The following is a 17,412-nucleotide window of genomic DNA, read 5'->3' as shown; positions in this document are numbered from 1 at the left end:
AATGGACCGGGTGATGGCGTGGTTTACCCAGCAGGCAAAAAGGTCCCCGGCGAACCGGGGACCCTGACGTTTCAGGCAGCTTCGGCGACAGCGCCGCTGCTCTTGGGAACGTTGGTGCGTATCAGGTGATCGAAGGCGCTCAGCGCCGCGGTCGAGCCTGCGCCCATGGCGATGATGATCTGCTTGTAGGGTACGGTTGTGCAATCACCTGCGGCGAATACGCCCGGAACACTGGTCTGGCCACGGTCGTCAATGACCACTTCTCCGCGTGGCGACAGCGCCACCGAATCCTTCAGCCATTCGGTATTGGGCAGCAGCCCGATCTGCACGAACACACCCTCCAGCTCCACCCGGTGCGCGTCGCCGCCCACGCGGTCCTTGTAGACCAGGCCGTTGACCTTCTGGCCGTCGCCCAGCACTTCCTGGGTGAGCGCGCTGGTGATGATGGTGACGTTGCCGAGGCTGCGCAGCTTCTTCTGCAGCACCTCGTCGGCACGCAGCTTGTCGTCGAATTCCAGCAGGGTCACATGCGTCACCAGACCGGCCAGGTCGATTGCCGCTTCCACCCCGGAATTGCCGCCGCCGATCACCGCAACGCGCTTGCCCTTGAACAGCGGACCGTCGCAGTGCGGGCAGTAGGCCACGCCCTTGTTGCGGTACTGGTCTTCGCCGGGCACGTTCATCTGGCGCCAGCGCGCGCCGGTGGACAGGATCACCGAGCGTGACTTCAGCGACGCGCCGTTCTCCAGCTTGATCTCGACCAGGCCGTCGTCGCCGGCCGGCACCAGGGCACTGGCGCGCTGCAGGTTCATGATGTCCACGTCGTACTCGCGCACATGCTGTTCCAGCGCCATCGCCAGCTTGGGGCCTTCGGTTTCCTTGACCGACACGAAGTTCTCGATCGCCATGGTGTCCAGCACCTGGCCACCGAAGCGCTCGGCGGCCACGCCGGTGCGGATGCCCTTGCGCGCGGCGTAGATCGCCGCGGCGGCGCCGGCCGGACCACCGCCGATCACCAGCACGTCGTACGGTGCCTTGGCGGCGATCTTCGCGGCATCGCGCTTGGCCGAGCCGGTGTCGAGCTTGGCCACGATCTGTTCCAGGCTCATCCGGCCCTGGTCGAACACTTCACCGTTGAGGTAGACGGTGGGCACGGACATGATCTGGCGCGCTTCGACTTCGGCCGGGAACAGCGCGCCGTCGATCGCCACGTGCTGGATGCGCGGATTCAGCACCGCGGCCAGGTTCAACGCCTGGACCACGTCGGGACAGTTCTGGCACGACAGCGAGAAGTAGGTTTCGAACCTGAACTCGCCTTCCAGGCCCTGCACCTGCTCGATCACTTCGGCGGTGGCCTTGGAGGGATGGCCGCCGACCTGAAGCAGGGCCAGCACCAGCGAGGTGAACTCGTGGCCCATCGGCAGCCCGGCGAAGGCAAGGTGGATGTCCTGGCCCGGCGTGGTCAGGGCGAACGAGGGGGTGCGCTCGGCGCCGTCGCGGCGCACGTCCAGGCTGATCTGGCCGGACAGGCCGACCAGGGTCTCGAGCAGCTCCAGCATTTCCTGCGACTTGGCGCCGTCGTCGGCGTGCGCGGTGATCTGGATCGGGCGGGTGACGCGTTCCAGGTAGGTCTTCAGCTGGGACTGGAGGTTGGCATCCAACATCGAAAAACTCCTTGATTCAGGCAAAGGAACTGCGTCGACGTACCGCTACGGTACATCTGGGCGGCATGGGGGAGAACCCAAACCGGCGCGGCGTGCACCGGCTTGGGTTCACCCCCACTCCCGTCGGAACGGGAATGGGGATGGGGCGTTGCGTCAGATCTTGCCGACCAGGTCCAGCGACGGGGTCAGGGTCTTTTCGCCTTCCTTCCACTTGGCCGGGCAGACTTGGTTCGGGTTGGCGGCGGTGAACTGGGCAGCCTTCAGCTTGCGCAGGGTCTCGGAGACGTCACGGGCGATCTCGTTGGAGTGGATCTCCAGGGTCTTGATCACGCCTTCCGGGTTGATGATGAAGGTGCCGCGCAGGGCCAGGCCTTCTTCCGGAATGTGCACGCCGAAGGCATTGGTCAGCTGGTGGGTCGGGTCGCCGACCAGCGGGAACTGGGCCTTGCCGACGGCCGGCGAGGTTTCGTGCCACACCTTGTGCGAGAAGTGGGTGTCGGTGGTGACGATGTAGACCTCGGCACCGGCCTTCTTGAACTCGGCGTAATGGTCGGCGGCGTCTTCGATCTCGGTCGGGCAGTTGAAGGTGAAGGCAGCCGGCATGAAGATCAGGACGGACCACTGGCCCTTCAGGGTGGCGTCGGAAACCTTGATGAACTCGCCGTTCTGGTAGGCGTTGGCTTCAAACGGCTTGATCTGGGTGTTGATGAGCGACATCGAATTTCCTCGTGGTGAAGGGGATGGGTGAAGCGACCAACACAGGTTAGCGGCTCGCGTCCGATAAGCAAAATGCATTGATTCCATCAAATCGATAGGCATAGTCTATTGAAATGGGCTGATCCTCGAATGAACGATGCGCGTGTTTCAGGGCAGAAGGCTTGCGGTGCAAGGGTTCTGCCAAAATCGGCCGTGGTAACCGTGATAGCTGTTGCTTATCCGTGTGATGGCCAAGCTGAACCGGCTTTCAGGTGCGTGCTGAGGCTGCGACACCGTGTCGCGGTGGTCGGGCGATGCCGTCATTGGCCTACACTGCGCCCCCACCGTTCCCCGGCCCTGCCATGACCCACGCCTCCCAGGAGATCCGCCAGCTGCTCGCCGACGCCGCCCGCGACCTGCCGGGGGTGGAGGGCCGGCATGAAGCCGAGCTGCTGCTGCTGCACGTGCTGGGGCGGGAGCGCGGGTGGCTGTTCGCGCACGCGACGGACGTCATCGATCCCGCCAGCGCGGCGGCCTTCGCGAGCCTGCTGCAGCGGCGCCTGGCGGGTGAGCCGGTGGCCTATCTGCTGGGCCGGTGGGGGTTCTGGACCCTGGACCTGGCGGTCAGTCCGGACACGCTGATTCCGCGCCCGGAAACCGAGCGGCTGGTGGAGCTGGCGCTGGAACGGTTGCCGGAGGGCACGCCGCTGCGGGTAGCCGACCTCGGCACGGGCAGCGGTGCGATCGCGCTGGCGCTGGCCAGCGAGCGGCCGCAGGCGCGGGTGCTTGCGACGGACATGAGCGCAGGGGCTCTGGCGGTGGCGGCCGGCAATGCGCGTACGCATCAGCTGGAGAATGTGGAATTCCGCGAGGGCAGCTGGCATGCGCCGCTGGCGGGGGAACGCTTCGACCTGATCGCGAGCAACCCACCCTACATCGCCAGCGGCGATCCGCACCTGGCGCGCGGCGACCTGCGTTTTGAGCCGGCCAGCGCGCTGGCGTCGGGCGACGACGGGCTGGACGACATCCGGGTCATCATCGCTGGCGCCGCAGCACACCTGCGACCGGGGGGCTGGTTGCTGCTGGAGCATGGCTGGGACCAGGGCGATGCGATCCGCGCGCTGTTGGAAGCCGCGGGATTCGTGGAGGTCGCCACGGCGGTGGACCTGGAGCAGCGCGACCGGGTGAGCCTGGGCCGGTGGCCGGCAACGTTAGAATGAGGGACCGCTGCGGCTGGTTGCCGGGCGGGCTGTCATTCCACCTGGAGCTCCGCCCATGCGCACGCTGTATCCCGCGATCACCCCTTACGACGTTGGCAGCCTGAAGGTCGACGACCGGCACACGCTGTATTTCGAGCAGTGCGGCAATCCGCACGGCAAGCCGGTGGTGATGCTGCATGGCGGTCCGGGCGGCGGCTGCAGCGACAAGATGCGGCAGTTCCATGATCCGGCGAAGTACCGGATCATCCTGTTCGACCAGCGCGGTGCGGGCCGTTCCACGCCACACGCGGACCTGGTCGACAACACGACGTGGGACCTGGTGGCGGACATCGAAAAGCTGCGCGAGCACCTGAAGGTGGAGCGTTGGCAGGTGTTCGGCGGCAGCTGGGGATCGACGCTGGCGCTGGCGTATGCGCAGGCGCATCCGCTGTGCGTGACCGAGCTGGTGCTGCGCGGGATCTTCATGCTGCGCCGCTGGGAGCTGGAGTGGTTCTACCAGGAAGGCGCCAACCGTCTGTTCCCGGATGCGTGGGAACATTATCTGGCGCCGATTCCGGCGGTGGAGCGCCACGACCTGATTTCGGCCTTCCATCGTCGCCTGACCAGCGACGACGAAGCGACGCGGTTGGCCGCAGCGAAGGCATGGAGCGTGTGGGAAGGAGCGACCAGTTTCCTGCACGTGGATGCGGACTTCGTGAACAGCCATGAAGACCCGCGCTTCGCGCTGGCATTCGCGCGTATCGAAAACCATTACTTCGTCAACGGCGGTTTCTTCGAGGTCGAAGAGCAGCTGCTGCGCGACGCACACAGGATCGCCGACATCCCGGGCGTGATCGTGCACGGTCGCTATGACGTGGTCTGCCCGCTGCAGAACGCCTGGGAACTGCACAAGGCCTGGCCGAAGTCCACGCTGGAAATCAGCCCGGCGTCGGGTCACTCGGCGTTCGAAGCGGAAAACATCGACGCACTGGTGCGCGCCACGGATCGCTTCGCGGGTTGAGTCGCGCTTCGGTAGGGTTGGTTCCCAAACAACCGCCATGAACGGCTCAACGCCCGGTAACGACTGGAAACGAAACGGAGCCCAGTCACCGGCCAACGGCCGGTGCCCGCGTTTGTCGTGGCCACCAGCAATCTATCGGAGGGTCGTCGGGGGTAGGTTTGCGGGGGAATGAGCCGCATGGGTCGGGCGCATGCGCCGGACGGGTTGGGCAGGAGCCCAACCCCGGTCTTGCCGTGTGCGCAGGACAGCGAACACGTGCAAGCGGCGACTTAGCCTCCATGGACGGATTCACGGCGTCCCCCGCAGGCCTGCCCCCGACGGCCCTGACCAGGGAATCCTCGCAGACCTCAGCTGTTCGCCAGAATCCAACAGCAGCCGGGCAGAGCCCGGCTCTACCGGCAACAGCGACTACAGCGCAGTCAACCGAGGCTCCAACGCACCAAACACCCGCGCCAACCGCTCGACCCAGGCGTGTTGCCCAGCCGCATCCGCAATCAGATCCTGCCGGATCTCCAGCTCCACATGCACCAACCCACGGCCTTCGCCATGCACCGGCACCGCGTAATCGCTGGTGCTGCTGACCGAGTAGGGTTCGTTGTCGCCCACCACCAGATCGCCTTCATCGCGCAATGCCTGCAACAGGGCATGCGCGAACCGCGTGTCGCGGTGGTACAGCACGCCCGCATGCCACGGGCGCTGCATGCCGTTCATCACCGGAGTGAAGCTGTGCATCATCACCAACAGGGTGGGACGGCGGGCGCTCGCGCGCGCTGAAAGCTCCGCTTCGATGCGCGCGTGATACGGCGCATGGATGGCGTCGATGCGCTGCTGGCGCTGGGCATCCGAAAGACCCGCATTGCCCGGAATCACCGTGCCATCGCTGATCTCCGGGATCAGCGTGGGCGACGCCAGCGGCCGGTTGCAGTCGATCAGCAGCCGTGAATACGTCTGCTCGATCGCCCACGCATCCAGCCGCTCCGACAACGCACGCGTGACCCCGGCAATCCCGATGTCCCAGCCGATATGGCGGTCCAGCTCCGCCTGCGGCAAGCCCAAGCCCTGCAGCGCACGCGGCACCCGCTGGCCCGCATGGTCGGCCAGCAATACGTACGGCGAAGCGCCCTCGGCCCGGTGGATCGTGTAGATCCCCGGATCGTCGCTTCCCAGCAGCGCCGGCAGCGCCTGGTCGCCTGAATCAGCCACGCGGCGTACCGTCCAGGTGATGTTCGATCATCCACAGGCCCGCCCACAGCTTCGCGTCCAGCTCGTAGCCCTGGCCAATCTTCTCCACCAGCCACGCCGCCGCGCGGGCGCGCGGAACCTCGTGCACCGTGATGTCCTCACTGGCATCGCCGCCGCCTTCCCCGACCCTCCGCAGGCCGGTAGCGCGCACGAACGCGATCTTCTCGCTGCTCGCGCCGGACGAGGTCGGCCCGATCATCAGCACCTCGGCGTGTTCGGCGGTCCAGCCGGTCTCTTCCTCCAGCTCGCGCACCGCAGACACTTCAATCGACTCGCCCGCATCGATGTCGCCGACCAGGCCGGCCGGCATCTCGATGGTCCTGGCCTGCACCGGCACCCGGAACTGTTCCACGAACAGCACGTTGTCCTCCGGCGTGACCGCGATGATGATCGCCGCCAACCCACCGGCGTGCGTGCGCTCGCTGTACTCCCAGCTGCCGCGCACCACCATGCGCTGGTACTTGCCTTCGTAGACGACCTTCGGGGCTTGCGTGTTGGGACTCATGCGAACTCGCTGGCAGGTGAGGAATGGTCGGACAGGCCCGCCGCGGCAAACAGCCGGCGCCGGGTCAGCGGGCCGAAGCGCAGCGCGTCGCACAGGCCCTGCAGCATCTGCGCGTCGGCGCTGGCACGGCTGAAGTCGGCCTGCAGCGCGTCCAGTGGCGCGTCCAGCGCGATCGTGGTCAGCTGCCGCCACAGCAGCGCATGCTCGCGCTGCTCGCGCAGCCGCACCGCCATCTGCGCCGCGCCGCGCAGGCGCAGGAACGGTACTTCGTCCAGGCGCTCGTACAGGACGTCCAGGCTGCCGAAGTGAGCCAGCAGCACGGCGGCGGACTTTGCGCCGACCCCGGTAACGCCCGGGATGTTGTCGACCGCATCGCCGCACAGCGCCAGGTAGTCCGCGATCTGGTGCGCGTGCACGCCGTGGCGTGCCTTGACCCCGGCCATGCCCCAGCGCTGGTTGCGCGCGTAGTCCCACTGTTCGTCATGCTCGAACAACAGCTGCGACAGATCCTTGTCGGCCGAAATGATCACCCCGCGCATGTTGGCCGGGCGACGCGCGTGCAGGGCGCTTCCAATCAGGTCGTCCGCTTCGTATTCGCGATGGGCCAGTACCGGCAGGCCGAGCGCCAGGCACAGCGCCTTGCAGTGCGCGAACTGGCGGCGCAGCGCTTCCGGCGCCGGATCGCGGTTGGCCTTGTAGGCCGCGTACAGGCCATGCCGGAAGCAGCTGTCCAGCGCTTCATCAAAGGCAATGGCGATGTGCCGGGGCCGCTCGCGTTCGAGCAGGTCCAGCAGGAACCTTGCAAAACCGTGTACGGCGTTGGTCGGCCAGCCCTGCTGGTCCTGGAACTCGTCAGGCATCGAATGCCAGGCGCGGAAGACGTACAGGCTGGCGTCGACCAGATACAGCGGCGTGCGCACGGGAACGAGGTCGGACACTCAGCCCACCCAATCCTGCAGCAGCGCGGCCGGGTCCGGGCGCTCGCGCTCCGGGACCTCGATCAGCGGGGTCCCGATATGGATGAAGCCGGCGATCCGCTCGTGCGCGGCCAGGCCCAGGTGGGCATGCACGGCCGGGTCGAAGGCCATCCACGCGGTCAGCCACTGCGCGCCGAAACCCAGCGCCTGGGCGGCCTGGAGCAGGGCGAAGCAGACGCAGGCAGCGGTCATCATCTGCTCCTGCTCCGGCACCTTGGGGCTCGGCGTGGGGCTGGCGATGACGGTGATGATCAGCGGGGCGTGCGAAAAGCGCTGCCGGTCCTTGTCGACCTGGGCGTCGGACGCGGTCGGGTCGCGCTCGCGGCTGCGCCGGGCCAGGAAGTCGCCCAAGGAATGGCGGGCTTCACCGGCAATGCGCAGGAAGCGGAACGGCACCCGTTTGCCGTGGTCAGGCACGCGCACGGCCGAGGCCAGCATGCGCTGCAGGGTCGCCGGGTCCGGTCCGGGGGCGCCCAGTTGCAGGGCGGGGACCGAACGGCGGGCGTCCAGGGCGTGCAGCGCGGGGGAGTCGAGCATGGGATCACGGGTCAGGCGTTGGAGTGCCCTGAGTATAGTCGCGGCGCTTTGTGACACGGCTTTGGGCCATCTCCGGCCCATTTGCGACAAAGTGTGATGAACCGCACTTAATTAGTGGGCCTCCTTCAGATCCCTGTACTCGCTTCCAACCCGCGCTGGCCTTACGATACGAGGCCTGTCAGTACCCCCACCACGAGGTTGAAAGTGCGGACTGAATCACTGTCCCGCACGGGCGGGGCGTCCTACCATCCGTGTGCTGGCGTCTTGGGGACGCCCGCTCCGGTCTTATCCATGCTGCATCCTGTACCAGCGAGGGTGGGGAGCCTTTTCGCATGATCGCCACGCCCACCAATCCGGGGCAACCGGGTCGCGACCCGGCGCTGTTGAAGCTTGCGCGCGAGGCCGCCCTGCCGGGCCTGGCCGAGTCGTTCGCGACCGTGCTGGCCCGCTTCGACGACGTGCTGTTCGACCGTGCCGGCACGGCCGGTTCGTCGCAGCTGCTGTTCCTGGATGGCATGCGCGAACTGCGTCGGCGCCGCGAGGAGATCGTGGCCGGCTTCCGTGACCACCTCACCCAGGCCTGGGCCGCGCTGGAACGCGGCGAGCCGCTGTCGGCCGAAGCGACCCTCGCCGGGCAGGTCGAAGAAGGGCTGAGCCTGGTCCCCGAACACGTGCTGGAATCGCGGTTGGCGGTGCGCAACTTCGCCACCGTGCTTCTGCGCGACTGGAAGCCGGTGCTGGGACGGCTCGACCGCCGCCTCGGCTGGATCGCCGGGGGGCTGGAACTGGATGCAGACACCAATCCGATCAGCCCTGAGCATATCGGCGTGGCCATCCATGAGGCGTTCGCCGGGTGCGAACTGGCCCCGGAAGTGCGGCTGGTGCTGATCAAGCTGTGCGAGCGGGACCTGCACGGGCCGATCGGCAAGCGCTACGAGAAGCTGGACGAGCAACTGGCTGCGGCTGGCGTGATGCCGCAGATGGCCGCGCCGCGTCGCCCGGCGCCACGCCCGCCGTCGCCGCGGCAGGAGCTGGACGACCTGGTCGACGCGCTGGAAAACCAGCAGTCTGCCGCCGACGATGGCGCCGCCCCAGCCTGGGCCCAACGCTTCGCCAACCGCTGGGCGGCAAGCCGGGGACGCATGCAGTCGGCGCAGGCCGCGCATGACCAGGCCGGCGATGGCGCCGATGGCATGAGTGGCAACCAGGGCATGCTGCTGGAAGCGCTGCACGAGCTGTTGCAGCAGACCCGTCATGTGCGCGAAGACGCGACCTCGGCGGCGAGCGTGGCGGTGGGCCAGCAGCGCCCGCTCAGCCAGCGCGAAATGATGTCGGTGCTGTCGCTGCTGCAGGCCACGCCGAGCGCGACGCTGCGCGCGGCGATTGGCGAAGACGGCGAGTCGCTGGCGCAGCGGTTGAAGAGCGAAGTGCTTTCGGGTGCCACCCGGCTCGGCGTGGACCCGTCGCAGGCGCGGCTGGATCCGCAGGACGAGGACGCGATCGACCTGGTCGGCATGCTGTTCGACGTGATGCTGGACGAGCGCGACCTGGAAGGTCGCTCGCGCGAGCTGATCGGCCGGCTGGTGGTGCCGTTCGTGAAGGTGGCGATGCTGGACCGCCGCATGTTCGTGCAGAAGACCCATCCGGCGCGCAAGCTGCTCAATTCGCTGGCCGAGGCCTGCGAGGGCAACACCGGCGAGAGCCAGGCCGAGCGCGTGCTGATGGGCAAGGTCGAGGAAATCATCGAGCGGCTGGTGGCGGAGTTCAACGAGAACCTGGCGATCTTCCTGACCCTGGAGGAAGAATTCCGGGACTTCCTGACCCAGCATCGGCGCCGCATCGAGATCGCCGAGCGCCGCGCGGCGGAAACCCAGCGCGGGCAGGAAAAGCTGGAGGTGGCACGCACCCGTGCGGCCTCGGAACTGGACTGGCGGATTGCCGACACCACCCTGCCGCAGGCGATTGGCGAGTTCCTGCGCCAGCCGTGGCAGCACCATCTGACCCTGGCGGTCCTGCGCGAGGGCGACGATGGCGCCTCGGTGAGCGAGGCGCTGGCGTTGGCGGACGGGGTGCTGGAAGAGGTGTCCGAGGCCCGCCGACACGTGGTCGGCAAGCCGTGGCTGCAGGCGTGGCACCCGGTGCTGCGCAAGGTGTTTGCGAGCGTGGGCGTGCATGCCGATGGGGCCAGTGCGGCGATCGATACGCTGCACGACACGCTGCAGTCGATCGCGGAGTCGCGGCCGGAGCTGGAGCGCGCGCTGCCGGAGCTGCCGCAGGTGGTGCTGCCGGCGCCGCCGGCGGCGGAGAGCGCCGGCGTGGAGCTCGGCGGCAAGGTCGACGTGACCGATTTCGACAATGCCGATGCGGACCGCTTCCGTGGTCTGGAGATCGGCAGCTGGCTGGACTTCGTGGACAAGGATGGCAAGGTGCAGGCGGGCAAGCTGTCGTGGGTCAGCCCGATTTCCCAGCGCCTGCTGTTCGTGAACCGCCGCGGCGTCCGCTTCTGCGTGGCCTCGCCGGAAGAGCTGGCGGTCATGGTGCGGCTGGGTCGCCTGCGCGCCCACATCGACGATGGCGCCTTCGACAGCGCCATGCAGGGCGTGATCGACCGCCTGGATACCAAGGGCGCCACCGTTCACTGATAGGATCGACCTCTATTCCGCTACCCGGGGTCGTGCATGGCTGTCGAGGTGTTGGTGGTACGGGAACGTTCGCCGGGGGAACGGCGCGTGGCGATGACGCCGGAGACGGCGCGCAAGCTGATCGCGCTGGGCGCCACCGTCTGGTTTGAACCAGGCGCCGGACGCGCAGCGGGGTTTCCCGATGGGGCGTACCTGGAGGTCGGGGCGCAGCTGGCCGACGACGCACGTTTGAGCCAGGCCGATATCGTCCTGTGCGTGCAACCACCGGAAACGGCGCGCTTGGCGCAGTTGAAGAATGGCGCCGCGCTGGTTGGCATGCTGCATCCACAGGCCGATGCCGAACGGGCGGGCATGATGCAGTCACGCGGGCTGCAGGCGTTCCCGCTGGAGCGGCTGCCGCGCACCACGCGTGCGCAGTCGATGGATGTGCTGAGTTCGCAGGCGGGCATGGCCGGTTACAAGGCCACGCTGATCGCGGCGCAGCTGGCGCCGCGCTTCTTCCCGATGCTGACCACGGCCGCCGGTACGATCCGGCCGTCGCGGGTGCTGGTGGTGGGCGCGGGCGTGGCCGGGTTGCAGGCGATTGCCACGGCGCGCCGGTTGGGCGCACAGGTGGAAGGCTTCGACGTGCGGCCAGAAACCCGCGAGCAGATTGAATCGCTGGGCGGCAAGTTCCTCGACCTTGGCGTCCATGCGGTGGGCGAGGGCGGCTATGCGCGGCCGCTGACTGACGACGAGCGCGGCGAGCAGCAGCGCCGGCTGGGCGAGCATCTGCGGCTGGTGGACGTGGTGATCTGTACGGCGGCGGTGCCGGGTCGGCCGGCGCCGAAGATCGTGACCCGCGCGATGGTGCAGGGCATGCGCCCGGGCAGCGTGATCGTGGACCTGGCGGCGGAGACCGGTGGCAATTGCGAAGCGACGCGGCCGGGCGAGACGGTCGAGGTCGACGGGGTGCTGGTGGACGGGCCGTTGAACCTGGCCAGCCAAGGCGCGGTGCATGCCAGCGAGATGTATGCGCGCAACCTGTACAACTTCGTGGCGCTGTTCCTGAAGGACGGCGCGGTGGCGTTTGATTGGGACGACGAGCTGCTGGCGAAGACGCGTTGGGTGGCGGGCTGAGGTCAGCCCGTCAGCGCGGCAATGCCGGCGGCGGCACGTCCTTCACCGGATTGGCCTTCAACCAGTCCTGCCGCTGCTCCGGGGTCATCTTTTCCCACCGTGCGCGCAACGCATCGCGCTGGGCGGGGGTCATCTGCCGCATCTGCGCGAACAATGCGCGCGCCTGCTCGCGCTGCTCCGGGCTCATGTTCTCGAAGCGGTGGCGTCCACGCCGGGCCAGCTCGCGCTGCTCGGGGGTCATGTCCTGCCAGCGCTGGCCATGCTGCAGCATGCGTTCGCGCTGCGGCGGGGCGGCGTTGTTCCAGCGGTCGCGCACCGGCGCAACCAGCGCTTCGCGCTGCTGCGGGGTGAGCTTGTCCCATTCCGGCAACGCCGAAGTCTGGGCCCAGCTGGTTGCGCTCAGCGCCAGCAGCACCGGCGCCAGGATCAGTCGCGGTTTCATGTTCACTCCATTGCCAGGTCGGTGGCGCCCAGCCACACGTACATATCGGGATTCTCGTCGAGCAGCGCGTCGCTGTCATCGGCGAGGGTAGCCGCCACCTGTACCGGCGGCGCCAGCGGCGGATGGGCGGTGAAGCTGATGCCCAGACCCAGCGCGACCACCAGCGAGGCGGCGGTGGCCAGCCACCAGCCGTGGTGGCGTGGGCGCTGCGATGCATGCCGGGCAGTACGCAGGCGGGCCAGCGTGGCCGGCGACACCTGGCGCACGGCCTGCGCGTGCAGCTGTTGCAGGGCGGCATCATCGGGAAGGCGGGAAGACACGGGGCGGCTCACAGTTCGATCTCCAGGTGCTGCTGCAGCGCCTGCCGGGCGCGCGAAAGATGGGTTTTGACCGCGCCTTCGCTGCAGCCCATGGCCGCGGCGGTGGTGGCGCCGTCCAGCTGTTGCAGTACCCGCAGGCTGAAGGCCTCGCGCTGCCGGGCGGGCAGCTCGCGCAGTGCCTTGACCAGCGCCGCGTACTGGTCGCGCTGTTCGTGCGCCTGGGCCGGGCCCGGGCCGGGGTCGGCCCAGTCGATATCATGCTCGGCACCTTCTTCGTCGCTGCTGCGCCAGAAGCGCAGCCGGAAGCTGCGGCGCCGCTGCAGGTCGACCACGCGGCGACGCAGGATGCTCCAGAACAGCGGCGACCACTCGCCGGCCGGCTTTTCCCGGTACGTCAGCATGCGCAGCATCGCGTCCTGAACCGCATCCAGCGCGTCGTCGCGCTGGCGCAGGCCGGCTTCGGCGAAGCGGAACGCACGCGGGCCGATCCCGGCCAGGAAGGCGTCCAGCGACACCGGCAGCGCGGCGTCGGCATCGTCGGGCAGGGTCGGCAGGGAAGGGCTCACCAGCACAGGGTAGCGCTCGCGCAGGGGGGACACGGTGAGAACGTCCCGGCGCGGCATCGGTTGACCGCGCCTGCAGAACGGTTCAGCGCATGGTTATGATGCAGGGACGGGAAAACCGCCTGGGAGAGGGACTGCAATGAGCGACGGGTTCGTGGCGTTGTACATCTTCATGCTGGCCGCGATCGCAGGCCACGTGATCATTTCGCGGGTGCCGGTGATCCTGCACACCCCCCTGATGTCCGGGTCCAACTTCATCCACGGCATCGTGCTGATCGGTGCGATGGTGGTGCTGGGCCACGCGCAGACCCCGCTGGAGAAGATCATCGGCTTCATCGCCGTGGTGCTGGGCGCGGGCAATGCCGCCGGCGGCTACGTGGTGACCGAACGCATGCTGGACATGTTCAAGCCCAGCCAGAAGCGCGACAGCGGGGAGAAGGCGCCTTGAACGTCTCCACCGCGCAACTGCTGCAGTGGCTGGTGCAGGTGAGCTACCTGGTCGCCGCCACGCTGTTCCTGCTGGGCCTGCAGCGCATGGCCTCGCCGATGACCGCGCGCAGCGGCATCCGCTGGGCCGGGCTGGGCATGCTGATCGCCACCGTGGCCACGTTCTTCCTGCCCGACCTGCACAACGTGCCGCTGATCCTGGCGGCCGTGGCGATCGGCACCGGCGTGGCCTGGTGGTCGGCCAAGCGCGTGGCGATCACCGACATGCCGCAGATGGTGGCGCTGTACAACGGCATGGGCGGCGGCTCGGCGGCGGCGATCGGTGCGGTGGAACTGCTGCGCTTCTCGTTCCTGGGCAACCGCGATACCACGCATTGGAGTGAACAGGCCATTGCCGAGCTGGCCGCGCGCCAGCCCTCGGCCACGGTGCTGGCGCTCGCCGTGATCGGCTCGGCCATCGGTGCGGTCTCGCTGTCCGGCTCGATCATCGCCTGGGCCAAGCTGGACGGACGCCTCGACCGGCGCGTGACCTTCCCCGGCCAGCAGGCGTTCAACCTGGTGGTGGCGCTGGCGATGGTGGTGCTGGGCATCTGGGCGGCGGTCAGCCTGAGCCCGGTCGCCATCATCAGCTTCTTCGTGGTCGCGCTGGCGCTGGGCGTACTGATGACGCTGCCGATCGGCGGCGCCGACATGCCGGTAGTGATCTCGCTGTACAACGCGTTCACCGGTTTGGCAGTCGCGTTCGAAGGCTACGTGCTGGGCAACGAGGCGCTGATCATCGCTGGCATGATGGTCGGCGCGGCCGGCATCCTGCTGACCCGGCTGATGGCCAAGGCGATGAACCGGCCGATCAGTGGCGTGCTGTTCTCCAACTTCGGGGGCGGTGGCACCGCGCAGGAGATCAGCGGTTCCCAGAAGCCGATCGAGGCCAGCGACGTGGCCGCGCTGATGGCCTTTGCCGAACGCGTGGTGATCGTGCCGGGCTACGGCATGGCCGTGGCCCAGGCCCAGCACAAGGTGTGGGAGCTGGCGCAGCGGTTGATCGAGCGCGGCATCAAGGTGAAGTTCGCGATCCACCCGGTGGCCGGGCGCATGCCCGGGCACATGAACGTGCTGCTGGCCGAAGCCGGGGTGCCGTACGACCTGATCGCCGACATGGACGACATCAACCCGGAATTCCCCAACACCGACGTGGCGCTGGTGATCGGCGCCAATGACGTGGTCAATCCGGTGGCGCGCACCGACCCGGCCAGCCCGATCTACGGCATGCCCGTGCTGGACGTGGTCAACGCGCGCAACGTGGTGGTGATCAAGCGCGGCAAGGGCACCGGTTTTGCCGGCATCGAGAATGCGCTGTTCTACGCCGACAACACCCGCATGCTGTACGGGGACGGTGCGGAAGCGGCAGCCTCGCTGGTGAGCGAACTGAAGGCGCTCGACGGCGGGCATTGAGATCCGGCTGCATCCGGTAGGTGCGGACCTTGGTCCGCACGCTTCTGCCGGCCAGCGGCCGGCACTACCGCCATCCACGCGTGGCGTGAGTCTCGCGGTCAGCGCGCCAGCCAGGCGCCCACGGCCACGCCCAGGGCCAGCCACAGCCACTCCATCGCGCCATTGGCGAGGGTGATCAGGGTCCAGGCCAGGTGCGGGCCCATCCGCATCGTGGCGTCCCACAGATCCAGCCCGATCGAGCCGCCCATCCAGGCGCTGGCGATGGCCCAGTTGGCCACGGCGGCCACCAGCAGGGTGCCCAGCACGACCAGCGCGATGCGCAACCGGCCCGGGCCCAGCGTACCCATGCGCAGCATGAACACCAGTTCCAGGGCGGTCAGTACCGCCATCCAGCCGACCTGCCGGCCGGTCATCAGCGCCAGCACCATCCAGGCAAGGGGAGCAACAACCAGACCCAGCAACAGCATGAGGGGCCAGAGCCAGGTCACGGTCCTGGCACGCGCGGCATTGGAGGACATCGAAGCTCCCTGAAGATCACCCACAGGATACTGTGGTTTGCCGCAGTGCACCGGCGGCCGCAGGGCGGCTGGGCTAGAATGCCGTCTTGCGTGGCCCCGGCCACGGCCCCATATCGGTCCCCATGTATTCCCGTAGCAGCGAACCTGTCCACTTCGAACGCGATTGCGAGGCCGTGATGGTCCCGCAGGGCGACACCGTGACCCTGCCTGCCGGCAGCTATGGGTACATCACCCAGGCGCTGGGCGGCAGTTATTCGGTGTTTGTCGAGGGCAACCTGTTCCGCATCGCCGGCAAGGACGGCGACGCCATCGGCAAGGAGGCGCCGGCACCGCTGGAACTGCCCGCCGATGCCACCGATGAACAGGTGGAACAGCTGGTATGGCAGCAGCTGCGCACCTGCTTCGACCCGGAAATTCCGGTGAACATCGTCGAACTGGGCCTGGTCTACGAAGTCGAGATCAAGCACCTGGACGAAGGCAAGCGGGAGATCGACGTGAAGATGACCCTGACCGCACCGGGCTGCGGCATGGGCGAGATCCTGGTCGACGACGTGCGCAGCAAGCTCGAAATGATCCCGACGGTGGCCGAGGCCGACGTCGACCTGGTGTTCGACCCGCCGTGGAACCAGCACATGATGTCCGAGGCGGCCCGGCTCGAGACCGGCATGCTTTGACCCACGGCCCGCAGTGACGCGGGCCCGGCATTACCCGCAACCAGAACAGGAAATCTCCGGTGTCCCAGTCCATTCCCAGCTTCGCCGTCACCCGTTCGGACCACCCGCGCAGCGCTGAAGAGCGCGCCCAGATCCTGGAGAAGCCGGGCTTCGGCCTGCACTTCACCGACCACATGGTGGAAGTGCGCTGGGACAAGGACACCGGCTGGCACAACGCCAATGTGCGCGCCTACGGCCCGCTGCAGCTGGACCCGGCTGCAGCCGTGCTGCATTACGGCCAGGAAATCTTCGAAGGCATCAAGGCCTACCGCCATGCCGACGGTTCGATCTGGACCTTCCGCCCGGATGCCAACGGCCGTCGACTGCAGCGTTCGGCACAGCGCCTGGCGCTGCCGGAACTGCCGGTGGAGATCTTTGTCGAATCGCTGAAGCAGCTGATCGCCGTCGACAGCGCCTGGGTGCCGTCGGCCGATGAGTCGAGCCTGTACTTCCGTCCGTTCATGATCGGCGACGAAGCCTTCCTCGGCGTGCGTGGCGCACACAAGGCCGGCTACTACGTCATCGCCAGCCCAGCTGGCCCGTACTTCGCCAAGGGCGTCGCCCCGGTGTCGATCTGGCTGTCCACCGAATACGCGCGTGCAGCCAAGGGCGGCACCGGCGCCGCCAAGTGCGGCGGCAACTACGCCGCCTCGCTGCTGCCGCAGCAGAAGGCGCAGGCACAGGGCTGCTCGCAGGTGCTGTTCCTCGACCCGGTCGAAGGCAAGTACCTGGAAGAACTGGGTGGCATGAACGTGTTCCTGGTCTACAAGGACGGCACGCTGGTCACCCCGCAGCTCTCGGGCAGCATCCTCGAGGGCATCACCCGCGAGAGCATCCTGCAGCTGGCCCGCGACCGCGGCATGAAGGTCGAAGAGCGCAAGGTCAGCATCGACGAGTGGAAGGATGGCGTTGCCTCCGGCGAGATCGCCGAAGTGTTCGCCTGCGGCACCGCAGCGGTGGTCACCCCGATCGGCCAGCTGAAGGGCGAGGGCTTCTCGGTGGGGGACATCAATGCCCCGGCCGGCGAAGTGACCATGTCGCTGCGCAAGGAACTGACCGACATCCAGTACGGCCGCCTGCCGGACCGTCATGGCTGGCTGGTGCGCCTGGACGGCTGATCGTCCAATCCATAGATGAATGTGAGAGGCCCGCCTGGCAACAGGCGGGCCTTTTTCGTTCGGGATGGCCGGGTAGCCGCGCAGGGCGTGGCTCTACCGTCTTCCGTCGTTACCGATAAACCCCCCGTCAGAACGATCCAAACCAGCCTAACCCATTGTTGCGCAAGCGATGTCCTGCCAATGACGCACAAGACAGTGACGCAGGACACGGATTACACGCGCGTTGACCATTCCCCT

General features: G+C 67.7%; 18 protein-coding genes. 8 read left to right on the top strand and 10 right to left on the bottom strand.

The genetic code is table 11. From position 1 onward, the window contains the following. Positions 1-71: 71 nt before the first annotated feature. The gene (gene ahpF / locus RYM47_RS13805; RefSeq protein WP_315388636.1) at positions 72-1,664 is read right to left on the bottom strand and encodes an alkyl hydroperoxide reductase subunit F; all 1,593 of its coding nucleotides are present in this window, start codon (positions 1,662-1,664) and stop codon (positions 72-74) included. A gap of 153 nt (positions 1,665-1,817) precedes the next feature. Then, positions 1,818-2,381: an alkyl hydroperoxide reductase subunit C gene (gene ahpC / locus RYM47_RS13800; RefSeq protein WP_315388635.1), complete on the bottom strand. Its 564-nt coding sequence runs from the start codon at positions 2,379-2,381 to the stop codon at positions 1,818-1,820. A gap of 341 nt (positions 2,382-2,722) precedes the next feature. Here ahpC and prmC point away from each other — a divergent pair, with 341 nt between their 5' ends. Both prmC and pip read left to right on the top strand, forming a co-directional pair. Then, on the top strand, positions 2,723-3,580 hold the full coding sequence (gene prmC / locus RYM47_RS13795) for a peptide chain release factor N(5)-glutamine methyltransferase (RefSeq protein WP_315388634.1): 858 nt from the start codon (positions 2,723-2,725) through the stop codon (positions 3,578-3,580). Positions 3,581-3,635: 55 nt separating this feature from the next. Then, complete coding sequence (gene pip / locus RYM47_RS13790) at positions 3,636-4,580, top strand: prolyl aminopeptidase (protein ID WP_315388633.1); 945 nt, start codon at positions 3,636-3,638, stop codon at positions 4,578-4,580. A gap of 408 nt (positions 4,581-4,988) precedes the next feature. Here the strand turns inward: pip and RYM47_RS13785 are convergent, their stop codons facing one another. From RYM47_RS13785 to RYM47_RS13770, 4 genes are read right to left on the bottom strand one after another with little or no spacing between them, the layout of a single operon-like run. After that, positions 4,989-5,783, bottom strand: a complete 795-nt coding sequence (locus RYM47_RS13785; RefSeq protein ID WP_315388632.1) for an N-formylglutamate amidohydrolase — start codon at positions 5,781-5,783, stop codon at positions 4,989-4,991. Then, positions 5,776-6,327, bottom strand: a complete 552-nt coding sequence (locus RYM47_RS13780) for an NUDIX hydrolase (RefSeq protein ID WP_315388631.1) — start codon at positions 6,325-6,327, stop codon at positions 5,776-5,778. The genes RYM47_RS13785 and RYM47_RS13780 overlap by 8 nt, the downstream gene beginning before the upstream one ends. Further along, positions 6,324-7,265 carry a 5'-3' exonuclease H3TH domain-containing protein gene (locus RYM47_RS13775; protein WP_315388630.1) on the bottom strand — a complete coding sequence of 314 codons (942 nt, stop codon included), beginning with the start codon at positions 7,263-7,265 and terminating at the stop codon, positions 6,324-6,326. The genes RYM47_RS13780 and RYM47_RS13775 overlap by 4 nt, the downstream gene beginning before the upstream one ends. After that, entirely contained in the window at positions 7,266-7,841 is a 576-nt protein-coding gene (locus RYM47_RS13770; protein WP_315388629.1) for a nitroreductase, read from the bottom strand. A 332-nt stretch (positions 7,842-8,173) separates the two neighbouring features. Here RYM47_RS13770 and RYM47_RS13765 point away from each other — a divergent pair, with 332 nt between their 5' ends. Together RYM47_RS13765 and RYM47_RS13760 are read left to right on the top strand one after the other, a co-directional pair. Further along, complete coding sequence (locus RYM47_RS13765; RefSeq protein WP_315388628.1) at positions 8,174-10,483, top strand: DUF1631 domain-containing protein; 2,310 nt, start codon at positions 8,174-8,176, stop codon at positions 10,481-10,483. 36 nt (positions 10,484-10,519) lie between these two features. After that, positions 10,520-11,602 (top strand): NAD(P) transhydrogenase subunit alpha, encoded by a 1,083-nt coding sequence (locus RYM47_RS13760; RefSeq protein ID WP_315388627.1) that lies wholly within the window; start codon positions 10,520-10,522, stop codon positions 11,600-11,602. Between the two features lie 10 nt (positions 11,603-11,612). Here the strand turns inward: RYM47_RS13760 and RYM47_RS13755 are convergent, their stop codons facing one another. From RYM47_RS13755 to RYM47_RS13745, 3 genes are read right to left on the bottom strand one after another with little or no spacing between them, the layout of a single operon-like run. Continuing rightward, entirely contained in the window at positions 11,613-12,044 is a 432-nt protein-coding gene (locus tag RYM47_RS13755; protein WP_315388626.1) for a DUF3106 domain-containing protein, read from the bottom strand. 2 nt (positions 12,045-12,046) lie between these two features. Next, the gene (locus RYM47_RS13750) at positions 12,047-12,364 is read right to left on the bottom strand and encodes a hypothetical protein (protein WP_315388625.1); all 318 of its coding nucleotides are present in this window, start codon (positions 12,362-12,364) and stop codon (positions 12,047-12,049) included. A gap of 8 nt (positions 12,365-12,372) precedes the next feature. Further along, positions 12,373-12,987 (bottom strand): RNA polymerase sigma factor, encoded by a 615-nt coding sequence (locus tag RYM47_RS13745; protein WP_315388624.1) that lies wholly within the window; start codon positions 12,985-12,987, stop codon positions 12,373-12,375. Positions 12,988-13,066: 79 nt separating this feature from the next. On the opposite strand from RYM47_RS13745, the gene RYM47_RS13740 reads away from it, so the two are divergent. Then, on the top strand, positions 13,067-13,375 hold the full coding sequence (locus tag RYM47_RS13740) for an NAD(P) transhydrogenase subunit alpha (protein ID WP_070209342.1): 309 nt from the start codon (positions 13,067-13,069) through the stop codon (positions 13,373-13,375). Then, on the top strand, positions 13,372-14,826 hold the full coding sequence (locus RYM47_RS13735; protein ID WP_315388623.1) for an NAD(P)(+) transhydrogenase (Re/Si-specific) subunit beta: 1,455 nt from the start codon (positions 13,372-13,374) through the stop codon (positions 14,824-14,826). Before RYM47_RS13740 ends, RYM47_RS13735 begins: the two co-directional genes overlap by 4 nt. Positions 14,827-14,924: 98 nt before the next feature. Here the strand turns inward: RYM47_RS13735 and RYM47_RS13730 are convergent, their stop codons facing one another. Then, entirely contained in the window at positions 14,925-15,344 is a 420-nt protein-coding gene (locus tag RYM47_RS13730; RefSeq protein WP_019338129.1) for a hypothetical protein, read from the bottom strand. A gap of 122 nt (positions 15,345-15,466) precedes the next feature. Here RYM47_RS13730 and sufT point away from each other — a divergent pair, with 122 nt between their 5' ends. Further along, positions 15,467-16,018: a putative Fe-S cluster assembly protein SufT gene (gene sufT, locus RYM47_RS13725; protein ID WP_005415385.1), complete on the top strand. Its 552-nt coding sequence runs from the start codon at positions 15,467-15,469 to the stop codon at positions 16,016-16,018. Positions 16,019-16,077: 59 nt separating this feature from the next. Then, the gene (locus tag RYM47_RS13720; RefSeq protein ID WP_315388622.1) at positions 16,078-17,175 is read left to right on the top strand and encodes a branched-chain amino acid aminotransferase; all 1,098 of its coding nucleotides are present in this window, start codon (positions 16,078-16,080) and stop codon (positions 17,173-17,175) included. Positions 17,176-17,412: the final 237 nt, after the last annotated feature.

This window comes from uncultured Stenotrophomonas sp. (assembly GCF_963519125.1).
Classification (GTDB): Bacteria; Pseudomonadota; Gammaproteobacteria; order Xanthomonadales; family Xanthomonadaceae; genus Stenotrophomonas.
Note: the sequence above shows the minus strand (reverse complement) of the source record. Positions and strands in the feature narration are given on the sequence as shown.

What these genes read in the sequence shown, in the direction of transcription:
- ahpF (WP_315388636.1), bottom strand. Translation starts at nt 1,664, where the DNA reads ATGTTGGATGCCAACCTCCAGTCCCAGCTGAAGACCTACCTGGAACGC.
- ahpC (WP_315388635.1), bottom strand. Translation starts at nt 2,381, where the DNA reads ATGTCGCTCATCAACACCCAGATCAAGCCGTTTGAAGCCAACGCCTAC.
- prmC (WP_315388634.1), top strand. Translation starts at nt 2,723, where the DNA reads ATGACCCACGCCTCCCAGGAGATCCGCCAGCTGCTCGCCGACGCCGCC.
- pip (WP_315388633.1), top strand. Translation starts at nt 3,636, where the DNA reads ATGCGCACGCTGTATCCCGCGATCACCCCTTACGACGTTGGCAGCCTG.
- RYM47_RS13780 (WP_315388631.1), bottom strand. Translation starts at nt 6,327, where the DNA reads ATGAGTCCCAACACGCAAGCCCCGAAGGTCGTCTACGAAGGCAAGTAC.
- RYM47_RS13770 (WP_315388629.1), bottom strand. Translation starts at nt 7,841, where the DNA reads ATGCTCGACTCCCCCGCGCTGCACGCCCTGGACGCCCGCCGTTCGGTC.
- RYM47_RS13765 (WP_315388628.1), top strand. Translation starts at nt 8,174, where the DNA reads ATGATCGCCACGCCCACCAATCCGGGGCAACCGGGTCGCGACCCGGCG.
- RYM47_RS13760 (WP_315388627.1), top strand. Translation starts at nt 10,520, where the DNA reads ATGGCTGTCGAGGTGTTGGTGGTACGGGAACGTTCGCCGGGGGAACGG.
- RYM47_RS13755 (WP_315388626.1), bottom strand. Translation starts at nt 12,044, where the DNA reads ATGAAACCGCGACTGATCCTGGCGCCGGTGCTGCTGGCGCTGAGCGCA.
- RYM47_RS13745 (WP_315388624.1), bottom strand. Translation starts at nt 12,987, where the DNA reads ATGCCGCGCCGGGACGTTCTCACCGTGTCCCCCCTGCGCGAGCGCTAC.
- RYM47_RS13740 (WP_070209342.1), top strand. Translation starts at nt 13,067, where the DNA reads ATGAGCGACGGGTTCGTGGCGTTGTACATCTTCATGCTGGCCGCGATC.
- RYM47_RS13730 (WP_019338129.1), bottom strand. Translation starts at nt 15,344, where the DNA reads ATGTCCTCCAATGCCGCGCGTGCCAGGACCGTGACCTGGCTCTGGCCC.
- sufT (WP_005415385.1), top strand. Translation starts at nt 15,467, where the DNA reads ATGTATTCCCGTAGCAGCGAACCTGTCCACTTCGAACGCGATTGCGAG.